Origin of the sequence: Aquirufa nivalisilvae (assembly GCF_003143535.1) — a bacterium.
Taxonomy (GTDB): Bacteria; Bacteroidota; Bacteroidia; order Cytophagales; family Spirosomataceae; genus Aquirufa; species Aquirufa nivalisilvae.
Genome location: NZ_CP029346.1, coordinates 1537482 through 1554649 on the forward strand (window position 1 = coordinate 1537482; position 17168 = coordinate 1554649).

The 17168-nt window shown below is 35.6% G+C and carries 13 protein-coding genes and 1 tRNA gene; 5 read left to right on the plus strand and 9 right to left on the minus strand.

Going from position 1 to position 17168, the window contains the following annotated elements:
• Positions 1–73 precede the first annotated feature (73 nt).
• Positions 74–1039 (plus strand): ADP-glyceromanno-heptose 6-epimerase, encoded by a 966-nt coding sequence (rfaD, locus tag HME7025_RS06780; RefSeq protein ID WP_109322908.1) that lies wholly within the window; start codon positions 74–76, stop codon positions 1037–1039.
• On the opposite strand, the gene HME7025_RS06785 is transcribed toward rfaD, so the two are convergent.
• From HME7025_RS06785 to HME7025_RS06800, 4 genes are read right to left on the minus strand one after another with little or no spacing between them, the layout of a single operon-like run.
• The gene (locus tag HME7025_RS06785) at positions 1020–2006 is read right to left on the minus strand and encodes a glycosyltransferase (protein WP_109322909.1); all 987 of its coding nucleotides are present in this window, start codon (positions 2004–2006) and stop codon (positions 1020–1022) included. The two genes, rfaD and HME7025_RS06785, sit on opposite strands and share 20 nt — an antisense overlap.
• A gap of 27 nt (positions 2007–2033) precedes the next feature.
• Positions 2034–3326 carry a glutamate-1-semialdehyde 2,1-aminomutase gene (gene hemL / locus HME7025_RS06790; protein ID WP_109322910.1) on the minus strand — a complete coding sequence of 431 codons (1293 nt, stop codon included), beginning with the start codon at positions 3324–3326 and terminating at the stop codon, positions 2034–2036.
• Positions 3327–3328: 2 nt separating this feature from the next.
• Positions 3329–5146 carry a membrane protein insertase YidC gene (gene yidC, locus HME7025_RS06795; RefSeq protein ID WP_109322911.1) on the minus strand — a complete coding sequence of 606 codons (1818 nt, stop codon included), beginning with the start codon at positions 5144–5146 and terminating at the stop codon, positions 3329–3331.
• 16 nt (positions 5147–5162) lie between these two features.
• Complete coding sequence (locus HME7025_RS06800) at positions 5163–6812, minus strand: CTP synthase (protein ID WP_109322912.1); 1650 nt, start codon at positions 6810–6812, stop codon at positions 5163–5165.
• A gap of 101 nt (positions 6813–6913) precedes the next feature.
• Here HME7025_RS06800 and HME7025_RS06805 point away from each other — a divergent pair, with 101 nt between their 5' ends.
• From HME7025_RS06805 to nspC, 4 genes are all read left to right on the plus strand, one after another.
• Complete coding sequence (locus tag HME7025_RS06805; RefSeq protein WP_109322913.1) at positions 6914–10240, plus strand: UvrD-helicase domain-containing protein; 3327 nt, start codon at positions 6914–6916, stop codon at positions 10238–10240.
• Complete coding sequence (locus HME7025_RS06810; protein ID WP_109322914.1) at positions 10233–10748, plus strand: C40 family peptidase; 516 nt, start codon at positions 10233–10235, stop codon at positions 10746–10748. The genes HME7025_RS06805 and HME7025_RS06810 overlap by 8 nt, the downstream gene beginning before the upstream one ends.
• Before the next feature lie 61 nt (positions 10749–10809).
• A complete protein-coding gene (locus tag HME7025_RS06815; RefSeq protein WP_109322915.1) occupies positions 10810–12024 on the plus strand; it encodes a saccharopine dehydrogenase family protein in 1215 nt (404 codons plus the stop codon).
• A complete protein-coding gene (gene nspC, locus HME7025_RS06820) occupies positions 12014–13162 on the plus strand; it encodes a carboxynorspermidine decarboxylase (protein WP_226998292.1) in 1149 nt (382 codons plus the stop codon). Before HME7025_RS06815 ends, nspC begins: the two co-directional genes overlap by 11 nt.
• Before the next feature lie 168 nt (positions 13163–13330).
• On the opposite strand, the gene HME7025_RS06825 is transcribed toward nspC, so the two are convergent.
• From HME7025_RS06825 to hisG, 5 genes are all read right to left on the minus strand, one after another.
• Positions 13331–13404 (minus strand) — tRNA-Ala (locus HME7025_RS06825).
• 49 nt (positions 13405–13453) lie between these two features.
• Positions 13454–13975 (minus strand): hypothetical protein, encoded by a 522-nt coding sequence (locus HME7025_RS06830; protein WP_109322917.1) that lies wholly within the window; start codon positions 13973–13975, stop codon positions 13454–13456.
• Positions 13976–13979: 4 nt separating this feature from the next.
• Positions 13980–15029: a histidinol-phosphate transaminase gene (gene hisC, locus HME7025_RS06835; protein WP_109322918.1), complete on the minus strand. Its 1050-nt coding sequence runs from the start codon at positions 15027–15029 to the stop codon at positions 13980–13982.
• Positions 15026–16294 (minus strand): histidinol dehydrogenase, encoded by a 1269-nt coding sequence (gene hisD, locus HME7025_RS06840; RefSeq protein ID WP_394336390.1) that lies wholly within the window; start codon positions 16292–16294, stop codon positions 15026–15028. Before hisD ends, hisC begins: the two co-directional genes overlap by 4 nt.
• Positions 16295–16298: 4 nt before the next feature.
• Positions 16299–17162 carry an ATP phosphoribosyltransferase gene (gene hisG, locus HME7025_RS06845; protein WP_109322920.1) on the minus strand — a complete coding sequence of 288 codons (864 nt, stop codon included), beginning with the start codon at positions 17160–17162 and terminating at the stop codon, positions 16299–16301.
• Positions 17163–17168 lie beyond the last annotated feature (6 nt).

A 17168-nucleotide genomic window follows, 5' to 3' on the forward strand; every position in this document is an offset into this window, starting at 1 on the left:
TTCTGCAAAGGTATGGAATGCTATTGGGATTCTACGTAAATTTGGGGGCTAAATCTATATAATCTATTTAATTATGATCATTGTTACAGGAGCTGCTGGATTCATAGGTAGTTGTTTAATTCAAAAATTGAACGAGTTAAATTTTAACTACATTATCGCAGTAGATGATTTTTCTTTCGAAGAAAAAAACAAAAATTTGATTGGTAAAAAAATCAAGGAAAAAGTGGAAAGAACTCAGTTTTTCACTTGGTTAGACGCCAATTTCAGAGAAGTTGAGTTTATTTTTCACATCGGAGCTCGGACGGATACCACCGAATTTGACAAATCAATTTTTGATGAATTGAATGTTAATTATTCCAAAGAAATTTGGAATCGATGTGTGGAGTATCAAATCCCACTCGTTTATGCCTCATCTGCAGCCACATATGGCTTGGGTGAATTGGGATATGATGATGATGAGAGTAAAATCCCAGGATTAAAACCCTTAAATCCTTATGGGGACTCAAAGAACGATTTTGATATTTGGGCATTGAAACAAGAAAAGAAACCTTTCTTTTGGGCTGGTTTGAAGTTTTTTAATGTTTATGGACCCAATGAATACCACAAAGGTCGCATGGCTTCCGTTATTTGGCATGCCTTTCGTCAAATTAATGAAAAAGGTAGTTTAAATCTATTTAGATCGCATCGTCCAGATTATGGAGACGGCGAACAAATGCGTGATTTTATCTACGTCAAAGATTTAATTGATGTATGCATATTCTTCATGGAACATCGTAAGAATTCGGGGATCTATAATTTAGGAACAGGTATTGCGCGTTCTTTTAATGATTTAGGCAAATCTACTTTTGCTGCCATGGGTAAAGAAGCGGTAATAAATTATATTGATACACCGATCGATATTCGTGATAAGTACCAATATTTTACGGAAGCAAATATGTCGAAGTTACGTCAAATTGGTTTTACACAACCATTCCATACTTTGGAAGAAGGGGTGAAAGATTACGTTCAGAATTACTTACTTAAGAAGGCTTACTGGTAATCTTTTTCCATGCCTCTTCTAAAAATCCTTGGCCATAAGCGATTAATTGTATGTTAGCTGCAATAAGGCCAAGGATTGTTATTTTAAGGCTTTTCGTCTGAAATAATGCATCAATTATTATTCCCAACCAATACAATAAGACAAGCCCTGCTAAGTATTTCCCTAAACTAGGAAGTATAATCAAGCTTAATAAAACGAAAATAACTCCTAATAAATAACAAGCCGGGAAAAAATGTACCCATTTCAATTCATTAGGAAAGAATCTGGAAATATTGATTCTGGCTCGACCAAAGAAGTGTAATTGTTTATAAAATTGTGCAAAGTCAGTACGTCTTTTGTGATAAATGAATGCTTTCGGTAAGAGTGCAGAAGTGAAACCTAAGGATAAACAACGTATACTGAATTCAATATCTTCTCCCATTCGAGTTATTTTAAAGCCTTGGGTAGCTTCCCAAACTTTCCTGGATATACCCATGTTAAAGCTCCTTGGATGAAAGGTACCACCTACGTTCTTTTCTTTACCACGTATACCACCTGTAGTAAATAGGCTTGTCATACTAAAGCTAATTGCTTTTTGAATAGGGGTGAAGCTAACATGGTCTTTATCTGGCCCACCAAATAAATCGATATTCTTTTCTCGGATTCCTATAGCTACTTCTTCTAAGTAGGTAGCTTCAACCAATGCATCTGAATCCAAAATCACAAAAAAATCACCCTTCGCTCTTTCAAAGGCATAATTTCTAGCAAATCCTTGTCCTCCGTTTTCTTTGAAATAATAATGTATGTCTAATTGTGTGGCATATTGATCCACCACTTCTTTCGAAGAAATGAGTGACCCATCTTCGATAATGAGCACTTCAAAATGTCGGTAGATTTGACGAGTTAAACAGTTTAAAAGCTCATCCAATTCGTGCGGACGATTATAGACTGGAATTATAACACTGAAGAAAGTTGATTCTTCTTTCATATAGCTATAGAGCTGTTTAGGCTGACACTAGGCCATAAGCGTTTTTTCCAAGGCTATCCTACTCGCTTTTAAAATATGATCAATGTGTGCTTCATCTAGCGCAGCAGATAAAAACCATGATTCAAATTGAGAAGGGGGTAAATAAACACCTTGGTTCAACATTTCTCTAAAATAAATGCCAAATTTAGCAGTATCAGAAGTTTTAGCATCACTGAAATTTTTCACCGCTTTATTGGTAAAGAACAAAGTGAACATAGAACCTATTTGGTTAACAAATCCATCAATTTGTAATTCTGATAATTGTTGACGAATTCCTTCAGCTAATGCTTTTCCCTTTTGATTTAATGCATCATAGACTTCAGGATGCTCAGAGATTAAGTTCAACATGGCTAATCCAGCTGAAGTAGCTAAGGGATTTCCTGATAAGGTACCGGCTTGATATACTGGACCAGCTGGAGCTATCATGTTCATGATTTCAGCTTTTCCTCCGTAGGCACCCACTGGTAGACCTCCACCTATGATTTTACCTAAAGTGGTTAAATCGGGTTGAATATTCGTGAGACCTTGATAACCTGATGATGACAGTCTGAAACCTGTCATAACTTCATCAAATATCAATAGACTCCCGTATGTCTTACATAATTGTTGAATTCCTTCAATGAAACCAGGCTCAGGGATAACTAATCCCATATTTCCGACTACAGGTTCTAAAATGACTGCTGAAATATCAGTAGGATTGGCCTCGAATAAGTTTCTTAATGAACTTAAATCGTTATATACGGCCGTTAAAGTGTCTTTTGCTGTAGAAACTGTAACACCCGGACTATCAGGTGTACCTAAGGTGGCAACGCCAGAACCAGCAGCTATTAAAAAGGAATCACCATGCCCATGGTAACAGCCTTCAAACTTAATGATTTTATCTCTTTTGGTATAAGCCCTCGCTAAACGAATCGCAGCCATAGTGGCTTCTGTTCCAGAATTAACTAAGCGAACCTTTTCTATCGATGGAATCATGGAAACAATTTTCTCCGCGATTAATACCTCATTATAGGAAGGTGCGCCAAATGAAAATCCCTTTGACAATGCATCACGAACGGCATTTTCAATACTTGGATGTGCTTGGCCAAATAACATGGGTCCCCATGATCCAATGAGATCGATGTATTCTTTACCATCGACGTCTTTTAGGTATGCACCTTTAGCCGATTGTATGAATAGAGGTGAGCCACCTACTGATTTAAATGCACGAACTGGAGAATTAACCCCACCCGGTATAACTTCTTGGGCACGTTCAAAATAGGAAGCACTTAATGATCCCATATCTATTTCTTCTTCTTAGGATTGGTATTTTTTTGGTCTTTTTGTTGTTCTTCAATAGCTTTCATTTGTGTTTGAAGGTATTGAGAAAAACGAGATTTTTTAGCCCCACCACCAGCAGCTATTTTCTTACGATTTTCATCTAATAAACGCTTGATTTTATCTTCATCAACAAATTTACGAATAGCAAGTTGTTGACCAATAGTGACCAAGTTAGATACAAAATAATAGAAACTTAATCCTGCAGGGAAAGAGTTCATCACAAACATGAAAATGACAGGAGTTACATAAGCCATCATTTTCATATTGATTGGTTGTCCAGGTTGATCCGGTGTAATTTGGTTGTTATAATAACCATAAGCCAATTGCGACAAGGTCATTAATAAACAAAATAAACTCACATGAGAACCATAGAATGGAATATTGAAAGGCAAATCCAAAACTGAATCAAAAGTTGATAGGTCATTTGCCCACCAAAATGATTCTTGTCTTAGGTTAATTAAGTTCGGGAACAACATAAATACTGCCATCAATACCGGCATAGTAGCTAATACAGGGATACAGCCACTCAGAGGATTGACTCCTACTTCACCATATAATTTCATGGTTTCTTGTTGAACTCTTGCCGCATCATCACCAATTTTCTCTTTAATTGCAGCAATTTCAGGGGCTAAAATCCTAGTTTTAGCCATGGAAACATATGACTTGTAAGTCAACGGTAACAAGGCAGTTTTGACGATTAAAACCAACAAAACAATCAATAGTCCATAATTAGAAACAATACTTTCTAAGAAATCAAATAGAGGAACAAACACATAGCGTGTTATTGGTAATAAAAAGTCGTAACTCAATTTGACATTTTTCCCAAATGAAGGAGCTACATGTTTGATGATGGAATAATCATTAGGTCCAAAGTAAAATTTGAAACTAGATTTTCCTGAAATCAAATCTTGAGATGAAGCAACAATGTTGGCATCTAAGGTTTTGATGTTCAACGAATCATTTAAGTTGGGAGTACTGCTCAAAGAGGCTTTTTGGAATTGAAAACCTTGTGGAATCAAACCTGCGATGAAATACTTCTTTTTGAATGTGATCCAATCTACTTTAGACGTGATATTTTCTGCTTCATTGGCAGAAGGATTTTCTGACAAGTAATCAAACTCCTCATCTTCATGTAAAAGAAAATTAATGGTAGCTTTTCTTTCTTCGGCGATATCTTTCTCCGTTTGATGGATATTCTCTTTCCAATGAATTTGGTATTCAGTACCTAAATCGACACCTAATGATTTAGCATCAATGGCATAATTCAATTCAAAACCCTCTTTAGCAAGACTGTAGGTTTGTTTGATCAATTTTCCAGATGGCAAGGTGCTGATAAATTCAATACTTTCACCAGACTTTTTGGCCTGATAAGTTAAGTCGTTCAGTTTGACTTTTTTACCTGAGATAGGCAACTCTACATCAAATTGATCTTTTTTTGCATCGAATAATTTCAAACCAGCTTTTAGACCTTGATTGTAATTTTTATAAGATTCGTAGTTTTTAAGTATCACGGAAACAATTTTTCCTCCGTAATTACTCAATTGAACTTTGATATCTTTATTTTCTAATACAAAGCTCTCTTCTTTAATGGCCGCCACAGCGGTATCCAATTTTGCTACAGCGGGTGTCGCTTTGGATACTAAAGAATCAACTTTTTTCGGGCTTGAAGCTGCTTTAACACTGGTTTCACTCTTAATCGGTTCTTTGGGTGCAAAGAAGTATTGATACCCCAATAACATGGCTAATATCAATACAATACCGGTAACTGAATTCCTATCCATAAGATATATCTAAATACTATTTTGAATTTTTAATAAAAGGGACAGCATGTTGATATGCCGCTTTGACAAAATGAACAAACAGGGGAGAAGGTGCTTCTACGGTAGATTTATATTCCGGGTGAAACTGTACTCCAACAAAAAATGGATGATTCGGTAATTCCACAATTTCCACCAAATTACTATCAGGATTAAGCCCTGATGTAACCATTCCTGCCTGATGAAACTGATCTAAGAAATTATTATTGAATTCATAGCGGTGTCTATGGCGTTCTTGAATAGAAGTTTTACCATAAATTTTATGAGCCAAAGTACCCTTTTCTATTTTACATGGATATGCTCCTAATCGCATGGTTCCACCTTTTTCTGAGATTTTTTTCTGATCTTCCATGATATCAATCACAGGATAAGGCGTTTCAGGATTCATTTCAAAAGAATGAGCATCATCTAAACCGATGACATTACGAGCAAATTCAATGACAGCACATTGCATTCCTAAACAGATACCTAAGAATGGGATCTTGTTTTCTCGAGCATATTTTACGGCATTAATTTTCCCTTGAATACCTCTTTCTCCAAATCCTGGAGCTACTAAAATACCATCTAGACCTGCTAATGTATCTTGGATATTTTCCTCATCCATAGTTTCAGAAGAAATCCATTTGACATTTACTTTAATCTCATTAGCCACACCTGCATGTATAAATGCTTCAGCAATGGATTTATATGAATCTTTTAATTCTACGTACTTACCTATTAGACCTATGGAAATCTCAAATTTTGGATTTTTTAATTTCGACAAAAAGTTTTTCCAATTAACTAAATTGGAATCCTTATCATTGTAAATATCTAATTTATATAAAACACGACTATCCAGACGCTCTTCCTTCATCAATAAAGGTACATCGTAAATAGTTTCCGCGTCCATCGCTTCAATTACGTCTTGTTCTGTCACGTTACAGAACAAACCAATTTTGCGCTTCATCTCTTGAGGTAAAGGATGTTCTGTACGACAAACTAAGATATCAGGTTGAATACCTGATTCTGATAACGTTTTGACAGAGTGCTGTGTTGGTTTAGTTTTTAATTCTCCAGCAGAGCTTAAATATGGAATTAATGTCAAATGGATAAATAAGGTATTTTTCTCACCTAAATCCCATTTTAACTGACGAGCAGCTTCTATGAACGGTAAAGATTCAATATCTCCTACACAGCCTCCAATTTCAGTAATTACAATGTCAAATTTTCCAGTTTCGCCCAAGAGCAAAATGTTTCTTTTGATTTCATCGGTAATATGAGGAACTACTTGAACAGTTTTACCTAGATAATCTCCTCTTCTTTCTTTGGTAATGACATTATGGTAGATTCTACCGGTAGTAATGTTATTCGCCTGACTCGTTGGCGTGTTTAAGAATCGTTCGTAATGGCCTAAGTCTAAATCAGTTTCGGCACCATCATTTGTTACATAACATTCCCCATGTTCGTAGGGATTTAATGTTCCTGGATCAATATTAATATATGGATCGAATTTTTGAATGGTACAGCTTAAACCTCGAGCCTGTAAAAGTTTGGCTAAGGAAGACGCTATGATGCCTTTACCTAATGAAGAAGTTACTCCACCCGTAACGAAAATGTACTTTGATTTCTTTGTGGTCCCTTTACCTGACATTGGGAATTTGTTTGTTTGGTTACGGGAAACAAAGATAGCAATAAAAGGCACACCGAATTAATCCTATTTTTATTTTATCTTGCATTCTAAACAGTTTTTTCATGTTAGCCTCACCTTTACAACTCTTTTCTGCATCTGCAGGGTCCGGTAAAACCTATACGCTAACATTGGAGTACCTAAAATTATCATTAAGAGAAGTTGAACCTCGAGGGTACTTTCGTCGCATTCTAGCTGTAACATTTACCATCAAAGCTGCGGAGGAAATGCGCACAAGAATCATTAAAGCTTTGTCTGGTATATCGGCTTACCCTGACTTTGTTGGGATTTCAGAAAAGGAAAGTTCTGAGTCAAAGCAGTTGTTGTCCAGAATTCAACATGATTTAGCCCAAGATGGGATAGATGTAAGTCTGGAAGAATTAGCTACTCGCTCTTTTGTTACTTTACAGCAAATTCTTCAAGATTATGGACTTTTTTCTGTAATGACCATTGATGCCTTTGTTCAAAGGTTAAGTAGTTCATTTGTGGAAGAACTTCATTTACCAAGTCAATTTGAAGTGATTTTGGATATTCCAACTTTGATGAATGATTTGATGGATCAATTATTGGATAAGGTTAATCAAACTGGAGATAAGAATTTAACGGAATTGGTTCTTTCCTTTGCTCGACAAGAAGTAACTGATGGGCGAAATTGGAATCGAATTAGACAAAGTTTAACTGATTTCTTACAGATTACTTTTAATGAGAATTACTTTAGAATTAAGGACGAAATGGATGTGTTTTCAATGGCGGATTTTATCCAAATTGAAAGTCAAATTTATGAAAGAATAAAGTTATTAGAATCTCAAGTAGCCCATATTGCCAACCAAATTATTGAATTAGTAGAATCAAGTCATATTTCAGATGCTGAATTTACAGGTGGCGCCAAAGGGCCTATCAATACGTTTAGGCGATTGGCCTCGGGTCAAAGTTTAAAATTGGAAGCATATTCCACTTTGCGTAAGGCTGCAGAACAGAATAAGTGGTATTTATCCAAAGTAGACCCAATTACTAAATCAAATATTGAAGCAATTTCAGATCAATTGACTGAACATGCTCAGGAGTTTCTTCAACTGTATGATGATGAAATCTCGCGTTATTTATTATTCAAGTTGGTGGCCAAGGATTTAAAGAAGGTAGCTCTTATTTCTTCCATCAATGAAGAATACCAGGTATATCAAAATGAACAGTCAAGTATTTCTATTTCGGAGTTTGCAAGAAGGATTAACGAAATTATATCAAAGGACCCAGTCCCTTTTATTTATGAAAAACTAGGGGATCGTTATTTCCATATTTTGATTGATGAATTTCAAGACACCTCTATTTTGCAATGGAAGAATTTCATGCCTTTGTTGGAAAATACGGTTTCATTAGGGAAACGTAATTTATTGGTAGGGGATGCCAAACAATCTATCTATAAGTTTAGAGGCGGGGAAGTGGGATTAATAGCGTCATTAACGGCCAAAAATCCTGAATTGATTGGAAATAAAATAAATAACACAGAACTAGATCAAGTTCGCTATGATTATCTGGTCCAACAGATTCATTTGAACCAGTTGGAAAGTAATTACCGTAGTGCTCCAGAAATAGTTGAGTTTAATAATGCTTTGTTTACTTGGATTTCTCAGCAGCAGGAATATCAAAGTTTCTGTGCATTATTGGAACCTGTTTATGGCCAGTATATGACTCAAATACCTCAGGTTTCTTCTCAAGATCTATCTGGCCAAGTTGATCTCTTGGTTTTTCAAAAACCAGTAAATACGCTTGATAACAAGGACTTAGAATCTTCTTGGATGCTTGAGCAAGTTGTTCAATTGATTGAATATAATTTATCACTGGGTTTTAAATTGGCTGATATTGCTATATTAACTCGGAAAAATAAGCAGTCAAATTTTCTTGCTTTGCAATTAAAAGAAGCGGGGTATCCTGTTATTTCTGCCGACTCCCTTTTGGTTTATTATTCATCACTTGTGACTTTCATTTTAGCCATATTGAAAATGAAAGAAGATAAGGAAAAGCACTTATTGCTTTTTGAAGCCGCTTATGCATTGGCAGATGTTCATGGAAAAACGATTTCATTAGAAGCACTTGATTATCTGCAAACACATGGCAAATATGCCAAAAATCAACAAATTATATTAGACCAATATTTGCAACTTTACTATGACGTTTCATCTAATATAAATTGGAAAGAGGATAACCTGTTTGATATGGTGTATCAACTTATTGGAATATTCGACTTATTTAATCAATCAGAAGGATCAGAATATGTACTTAAGTTTTTAGATATTATTCAGGAATATACGCTGAAAAATACGGCATCAATAGCTGATTTTGTTCAGTATTTTGACCTTAATAAGCATAGTTTTAGTATTTCATGTCCAGAAAATATTGATGCCATCACCATTACTAGTATACATAGATCTAAAGGTTTGGAATATCCAGTTGTCATATTACCTTTTGCCGCTTGGACACATCAAGTAAGTGAAAGGGATAAAATATGGTTTAAACTGGCTGAGGAAATAGATGTGTTTCAATTGAATGGAAAAGGTCAATTACCTTATTTTTATGCCAAGGCTAATGCCAGTGACCTGGATTTGTTTCCTGATTTAGCACATCAAAAACAAAAGGAAATTGATGCCATATTTTTAGATGCTTTGAATATGTTATATGTAGCTAGCACTCGAGCAAAACAGCATTTACATATTTTATTGGCGGAACCTAGTCCTGATGCGCATTCGAAAACTCAATTAACTTTTAAGCAATCTATTGGACAATTATTGATGAAATATGTAGAAACGCTTAAAACTACTTCTAATGAATTACCCGCTTTTGTGAAGCCAGAATATGTTGAAAACAGCCTTTATTATTTAATCAGTAAATCGGAGTTATTTATAAGTAAATCATTAGCGACAAAAAGCAATTTGCCGATTTCTTTAGCTTTGAATGCAAAGGCTTCTACAAAACCTTTATTGAGGATCAAATCTTCGCAAACAGATCTTTATACATTAGCCAAAGAAAAGCGAGAGAGGGGTAAAATTATTCACGATCAATTGGAAAAATTGAATTCATATGAAGAATTAACTGAAGAGGAATTTTTGCCTGAAGTTTTAGAATTACTTGAAATAGAAGATATTAAGCAATTTTTCAAACCAGGAGAGCTCTTGTTTTCAGAAGAAGATATTTTAATGCCAGACGGAAATATGATTCGACCAGATCGCGTTATTAGACAGCAAGATTCATTGGTTGTGGTCGACTATAAAACGGGTAAAAAAGATGATAAACATATTATTCAAGTAAATTCTTACTGTGAAGCTTTGCGACAAATGGGTTATCCTGTTGTAAAAGGGGCCATTATTTACACAGAAGATAAAGAAGTGAATTATGTTTAAAAGAGTTATTTGTATTTTATCTATTGTTTTTCTTGTTTCATCCTGTTCAGTTTGGAAAAAGACCATTCGCTTTTTAGGCATATCCAAGAAAGAAACCATTGAAAACAATTATTCCATTCGCGAAGTAGATCAAATTATTCAATCAGGAATGTCTTATAAAGGAGTTCCATATCGTACAGGCGGTACTGATCGAAAGGGAATGGATTGTTCGGGCTTGTTGTTTAGAATTTATACAGACCAACTTTACCAGATTCCTCGACTTTCCAAAGATCAAGCTCAATTTGGTTTACCTGTTTCCATTCAAGAAGCTCAAGTTGGTGATTGGATTTTTTTTGCCACCAATCAAGCAAAAGTTATTAATCATTCGGGTATAATTTCTCAGATTAAATCTGCCAATGAGGTCTATTTTCTTCATGCAAGTACTTCCAAGGGTGTTCGGGAAGATAATTTATACACCAAATATTGGCTTGGTAGTTATGTGAAAATTATACGTCCATTTAAAAATTAATGAAAGCTTGAAGGATAAAAGCTTCTCTTGATGTATTTTTGCATTCTTTTTAAATAAAACTATGTCGAAAAAGGTAATTGTAATTGGTGCAGGTGGTGTAGGAAACGTGGTTGTGAAGAAATGCGCTATGAATCCCCAGTTTTTTTCTGAAGTGGTATTGGCTTCAAGAACTTTATCAAAATGTGATGCCATTGCTCTAGAAGCAAAAAACATTGGGCTTCCAATCGAAATTAAAACACGTCGGGTTGATGCGGATTCTGTTCCAGAATTAATCCAGTTGTTTACGGAGGAAAAACCATATATGGTCATCAATGTGGCTTTACCATATCAAGATTTAACCATCATGGATGCTTGTTTAGCTACTGGAGTTCATTACTTGGATACGGCCAATTATGAGCCTAAAGATGAAGCCAAATTTGAATATTCATGGCAATGGGCTTACCAAGAAAGATTTAAAGAAGCCGGATTAATGGCATTATTGGGCTGTGGTTTTGATCCGGGTGTGACAGGTGTATATACAGCTTATGCTAACAAACATTATTTCGATGAAATGCATTATTTAGATATCATCGACTGTAATGCTGGAGATCATGGTAAAGCTTTTGCTACTAATTTTAATCCGGAAATTAATATTCGTGAAATTACTCAAAAAGGTAAATATTGGGAAAATGGTCAATGGGTAGAAATTGATGCTATGTCCATTCATAAACCTATAGAATATCCGAATATTGGACCTAAGGAATCCTATTTATTATATCATGAAGAGTTAGAGTCTTTGACTAAAAACTTTCCTTCATTGAAGCGTGCTCGCTTCTGGATGACATTTGGTCAGGCTTATTTAACTCATTTAGAAGTATTGCAAAATGTAGGGATGACTTCTATACAACCAATAAAATTCAATGGTATGGATATTGTCCCATTGGAATTTTTGAAAGCTGTACTTCCAGAGCCTGGAACATTGGGTGAGAATTATTCTGGCCAAACTTCCATTGGTTGTCAGATTAAGGGGCTTAAAGATGGACAGGACACCACGTATTATGTGTATAATAACTGTCACCATGCAGAATGCTATAAAGAAGTTCAGGCACAAGGTGTTAGCTATACAACAGGTGTACCAGCTATGATTGGGGCCAGCTTAATGATTCAGGGAGAATGGATGAAACCTGGAGTATATAATGTAGAGGAGTTTAATCCAGATCCGTTTATGGAGATGTTAAATATTCATGGCTTACCATGGCATGAATTGCACAATATCACACTTCCACATGAGTATTAGACCTCAAGCAGTATTTCCTGCCATACCTTCTCCTTGTTTTGTCTTAGAAGAGAACTTATTGTTGAAAAATCTTAGATTGCTTCAACGTGTTCAACAAGAAGCAGGTATTGAAATTATTTGTGCCTTAAAAGGGTTTTCTTTTTATCATGAATTTCCTTTGGTAAGGCAGTATTTAGCTGGAGCTACAGCTAGTTCATTGCATGAAGCTCGTTTGGCTTTTGAAGAAATGAAGGTGAAGTGTCATGTTTATTCACCAGCTTATTTGGAAAAGGAATTTGAGGAATTAGCATCTTATACAAGTCATCTGTCTTTTAATTCGCTGAATCAATATCAGCAGTTTTATCATCGAGCGGCACAAAAGGGGATATCATGTGGAATTCGTATTAATCCCGAATATGCTGAAGTAGAAACAGACATGTATAATCCTTGTGTGCCTGGGTCTAGATTGGGAATTCGTCGGTCTGATATTGGAGAAACATTGCCAGAAGGAATAGAAGGTTTACATTCACATACTTTATGTGAAAATGATTCTTTCGTTTTGGAGAGAACCTTGGCTGTTATTGATGAGAAATTTGGTGATTTATTACATCAGATAAAATGGTTAAATCTCGGAGGTGGGCATTTGATAACACGAGCAGATTATCAAGTAGATCATTTAATTCAAGTACTGACTCGCTTTAAAGCAAAATACCCTAATTTATCGATTATTTTAGAACCAGGCTCAGCAGTTGGTTGGCAAACAGGATTTTTAAAATCTACGGTTTTAGATATCGTTCATTCAGCAGGAATTGACGTAGCTATTTTAGATGTGTCTTTTGCGGCACATATGCCTGATACTTTAGAAATGCCTTATAAACCACGAATTCGATTTGCTGATTCAGAACCAGTTGCTGGAAAGCCTACGTATCGATTCGGTGGTATGACTTGTCTAGCAGGGGATTATTATGGCGACTATTCTTTTGATGAACCCTTGCAAATAGGGGATGAGATCATTTTGGAAGATATGATTCATTATACTATGGTGAAAACGACAACCTTCAATGGTGTTAACCTGCCTAGCATTGGGAAATTGGATCAGGATCAGAACTTCGTGTTATTTAAGAGTTTTGGTTACGAGTCGTTTAAAGATCGATTGTAAATTATCAATATCTATGATTGAATTTGCATCTATTTCCGTTTAGATTTGTCAAATTTTTGAAATTTGACAAATCTCATTGACAAGTCTATTTGAAAATTTCCCCAACAAAAAAATGTAGACGAAAGAACTGAATTCTCATTCTACATTCTTCAATCTACATTTCACTAGTGGAGAAGATCGGGCTCGAACCGACGACCTCTTGCATGCCATGCAAGCGCTCTAGCCAACTGAGCTACATCCCCATTTACGGATTGCAAATGTCATGATTTTTAATCTAAAATGCAATATGGCTTAAAAATTAACCCGAACGCCTATACCACCTTGAACGTGGAAAAAGAATGGGTTGGGAGCTATTTCATTATAAAAACCGATCTCACCAAAGAAAGATAAATTCGGTGCATCAACGGGATAGAATTCAATTCCACCTACTGCCGCTGCCCCAAATCCGCCATTATTAGTAGGAGTAGTACTACCTTTAGTATACAAATCCCTAGATGTATATTGTGGGCCAAAGCCATAATAGGTATGGATATCTGAATTTACTAAAGTAGGATGATGCCATAGATACAAGGCATTCATGGTAAATCCAATATTCTTAAACGTTCCATCCTTATAGTTTCTATCTGTTCCCCACAAGCCTCCATAAGCTCCAATATTTACTTCAACGGCATTTATTCCATTACTTAAATATTTCCGAGCCATGAATCCCCCTGGTTCACCAATTCTGAAACCAGAAGCCCATTCTTGAATTTGCCCAAAAGCAAAGTTGGAGAGACAAGTAAATAAAAGGATGAAAAGGCTCTTTTTAAACATATAGTTAAGAATAAAATTCTTGCATCTTTTGAATTAGTATATGGTTTTCCTCTGGTAGACCAACTGTAATTCGGATGGAACTTTCACATAAAGTCACATTAGAACGGTTTCTAGTAATGACTTGTTGTGAAATTAAATAATCAAATAACTCTTGCGCCTTTTCCATTTTAACCAATATAAAATTAGCTTGTGAAGGAAAGATACGAATCACTTGAGGTATAGCTTCCAACTTTGAAATTAACGTATTTTTTGCATGATTTATTTGTTGAATAGAATTAATTAAAAAATCTCTATTCCTCAATGCCTCTAAAACCAATGCTTGAGTGGCACCTCCAATATTATATGGCGGCTTAATTTTGTTTAAAATTTGAATTATTTGTGGATTTGCAAATGCCATTCCCAAACGTAAAGAGGCCAATCCATAAGCCTTTGAAAGCGTTTGCATGACAATTACATTGGGGTATTTATCCAATTCAGTAATGAAACTAGGTTCATCGGAAAAATCAATATAGGCTTCATCTATGATGACAAACCCTTGTTGGAACTTCTCTATGATTTGATAAATATCACTTCGATTAATTTTATTTCCGGTAGGGTTATTCGGTGAACAAATAAAGATTATACGTGTGTCTTCTTTGACAGTCGACAATATTTGTTCAACGTCTAATTGATATTCCTTTGTTAGTGGAACGGATAAAATGTTGACATGATTAATAGATGCACTCACTTCATACATCCCATAGGTAGGAGGGCATAGAATAATGGAATTGGCCTGTCCAGCACAAGTCATTCGGATAATCAGGTCAATAGCTTCATCAGATCCATTTCCAATAAATATTTGATCTGCCGGAATTTGCTTAATATCAGACAACTCTTCCTTAATTTCCCATTGCATGGGATCAGGATAACGATTCCAATTTTCAGAAAGGGGAGAGCCTAATGGATTTTCATTTGCATCTAAAAATATACCTTCCTTACCTTTAAATTCATCTCTAGCTGATGAATAAGGTTTCAAATTCCAAATATGTGGTAAAATGATGGATTGATAATTCATGAACGTGTATTTAATCGAATTGCCACGGCATTAGCATGCGCCTGTAACGATTCAGCCTCTGCCATGTCAATGATACTTTGACCTAAAACTTCTAAGCCAGCTTGACTGATACTTTGAAGTGTAATTTTTTTCTGAAAACTCGCCAAGTTTACACCTGAATAAGCTTTCGCGAAACCATTGGTAGGTAAGGTATGATTGGTTCCAGAAGCGTAATCTCCAGCTGCCTCTGGGGTAAAATTACCTAGAAAAATGGACCCAGCATTCACAATGTGATCAGCAAATTCCTCTGGTTGATCACAGGCTAATATCAAGTGTTCAGCGGCATATTCATTCAATAGTTGAATAGCCTCTTGTCTATCTTTCACCAAAATAGCCTTAGAATTAGTTAGGGCTTGTAAAGCTAAATCCTTCCTATCTAATAGTTGTACTTGCTTTTCTAATTCCTCTTGTGTCTTTTCAATGAATGTTTCTTCCAATGCCACTAAAAATACTTGAGAATCAACCCCATGTTCAGCTTGTGATAATAAATCTGCAGCTACATAGGCTGGATTGGCAATCTTATCAGCATATACTGCCACTTCTGAAGGCCCAGCAGGCATGTCAATGGCTATTCCTTTATGATTCGCATACATTTTAGCAGCGGTCACATATTGATTACCAGGACCAAAAATCTTATAAACTTTTGGGATGGATTCTGTACCTAAAGCCATAGCTGCAATAGCTTGCGCTCCACCCACCTTTGCCATTTTAGTGACACCACATAGTTGTGCCGTATAAAATATAGCTGGATGAACGGCTGGTGTACATAAAACAATTTCCTTACAGCCTGCTATTTGGGCAGGAATGGCCAACATCAATATGGTAGAAAATAAAGGTGCTGTTCCTCCAGGAATATAGATACCCACTTTTTCAATTGGACTAGCTTTTTGCCAGCAAACCACTCCTGGGCTTGTTTCTATTTTTTGAGTTACAAACTGCTGTGATTCATGAAAAGTATGAATATTAGCATAAGCTTGCTGAATAGCTTTTTTCAACGAAGCAGGAACTTGATCAGCTAATTCAGATATTTCCTGTTGGCTATACAAAATGTCCTGAATTTCCCTTTTTTCAAATTTCAACGTTAAATCGCGCAAAGCTTGATCTTGTTGAGTTTCAACTTGAGTGAATATCCCTTCAATGATTTGATCCAAAGATTGGGCATCTAGGCTGGGTCTTTGACAAATTTGAACAAAGGTGTCTACAGAAGGATATTTAATAAAAGGAATCATACTAAAGAATCATTTTCTCAATAGGTAACACTAAAATTCCTTGAGCTCCAGCTTCTCGCAAGGACTCGATGATTTCCCAGAAATCATTTTCCGAAATAACAGAATGTAAAGAATACCAACCTTTTTCAGCGAGAGGAACTCGAGATGGAGATTTCATTCCAGGTAATAGCGCTATGATTTTGTCTAAATTCTTTTCTTCAGCATTTAAAACAACATATTTGGCATTTTGCCCTCTTTGTACTGAATCAATTCGAAAAGTAAGTTTATCTAAAATGCTGGTCTTCTCAGCAGTTAATGATTTGTTGGAAATCAATACGGCCTGACTTTTAAAAACTTCAGCGACTTCTTTTAATCCATTACTTAAAAGTGTTCCACCTGTAGAAACAATATCACAAATTCCTTCCGCTAGTCCAATGCTTGGTGCAATTTCCACTGAACCTGAGATCTCATGTGTATGAGCACTAACACCTTTTGATTTTAAAAAAGTATTAGTCAAGTTAGGGTAGGAGGTTGCTATATTTTTTCCCTCAAAATAACTTAAGTCCGTATATACTTCATTTCTTGGGATAGCTAAGGATAAGCGACATTTTGAAAATCCTAATTCTTTAACGATCTCAACGTCTTTGCGATTTTCTTCTAATACATTCAGACCAATAACTCCTAAATCAGCTACTCCATCTTCTACATATCCAGGGATATCATCATCTCTAAGGAATAAAAACTCTATAGGGAAATTGCTTGAGATTGAACGTAATTTAGATCCGCCCGACTCAAACTTAATTCCACATTCTTTAAATAATTTCAATGAATCGTCACTTAATCTTCCTGATTTCTGAACTGCGATTCTTATGTTGGTATTGCTCATATTCGT

Excerpts from the sequence above, each read along its gene's own strand:
- rfaD (WP_109322908.1), top strand. The coding sequence starts at position 74 with ATGATCATTGTTACAGGAGCTGCTGGATTCATAGGTAGTTGTTTAATT.
- HME7025_RS06785 (WP_109322909.1), bottom strand. The coding sequence starts at position 2,006 with ATGAAAGAAGAATCAACTTTCTTCAGTGTTATAATTCCAGTCTATAAT.
- hemL (WP_109322910.1), bottom strand. The coding sequence starts at position 3,326 with ATGGGATCATTAAGTGCTTCCTATTTTGAACGTGCCCAAGAAGTTATA.
- yidC (WP_109322911.1), bottom strand. The coding sequence starts at position 5,146 with ATGGATAGGAATTCAGTTACCGGTATTGTATTGATATTAGCCATGTTA.
- HME7025_RS06800 (WP_109322912.1), bottom strand. The coding sequence starts at position 6,812 with ATGTCAGGTAAAGGGACCACAAAGAAATCAAAGTACATTTTCGTTACG.
- HME7025_RS06805 (WP_109322913.1), top strand. The coding sequence starts at position 6,914 with ATGTTAGCCTCACCTTTACAACTCTTTTCTGCATCTGCAGGGTCCGGT.
- HME7025_RS06810 (WP_109322914.1), top strand. The coding sequence starts at position 10,233 with ATGTTTAAAAGAGTTATTTGTATTTTATCTATTGTTTTTCTTGTTTCA.
- HME7025_RS06815 (WP_109322915.1), top strand. The coding sequence starts at position 10,810 with ATGTCGAAAAAGGTAATTGTAATTGGTGCAGGTGGTGTAGGAAACGTG.
- nspC (WP_226998292.1), top strand. The coding sequence starts at position 12,014 with ATGAGTATTAGACCTCAAGCAGTATTTCCTGCCATACCTTCTCCTTGT.
- HME7025_RS06830 (WP_109322917.1), bottom strand. The coding sequence starts at position 13,975 with ATGTTTAAAAAGAGCCTTTTCATCCTTTTATTTACTTGTCTCTCCAAC.
- hisC (WP_109322918.1), bottom strand. The coding sequence starts at position 15,029 with ATGAATTATCAATCCATCATTTTACCACATATTTGGAATTTGAAACCT.
- hisG (WP_109322920.1), bottom strand. The coding sequence starts at position 17,162 with ATGAGCAATACCAACATAAGAATCGCAGTTCAGAAATCAGGAAGATTA.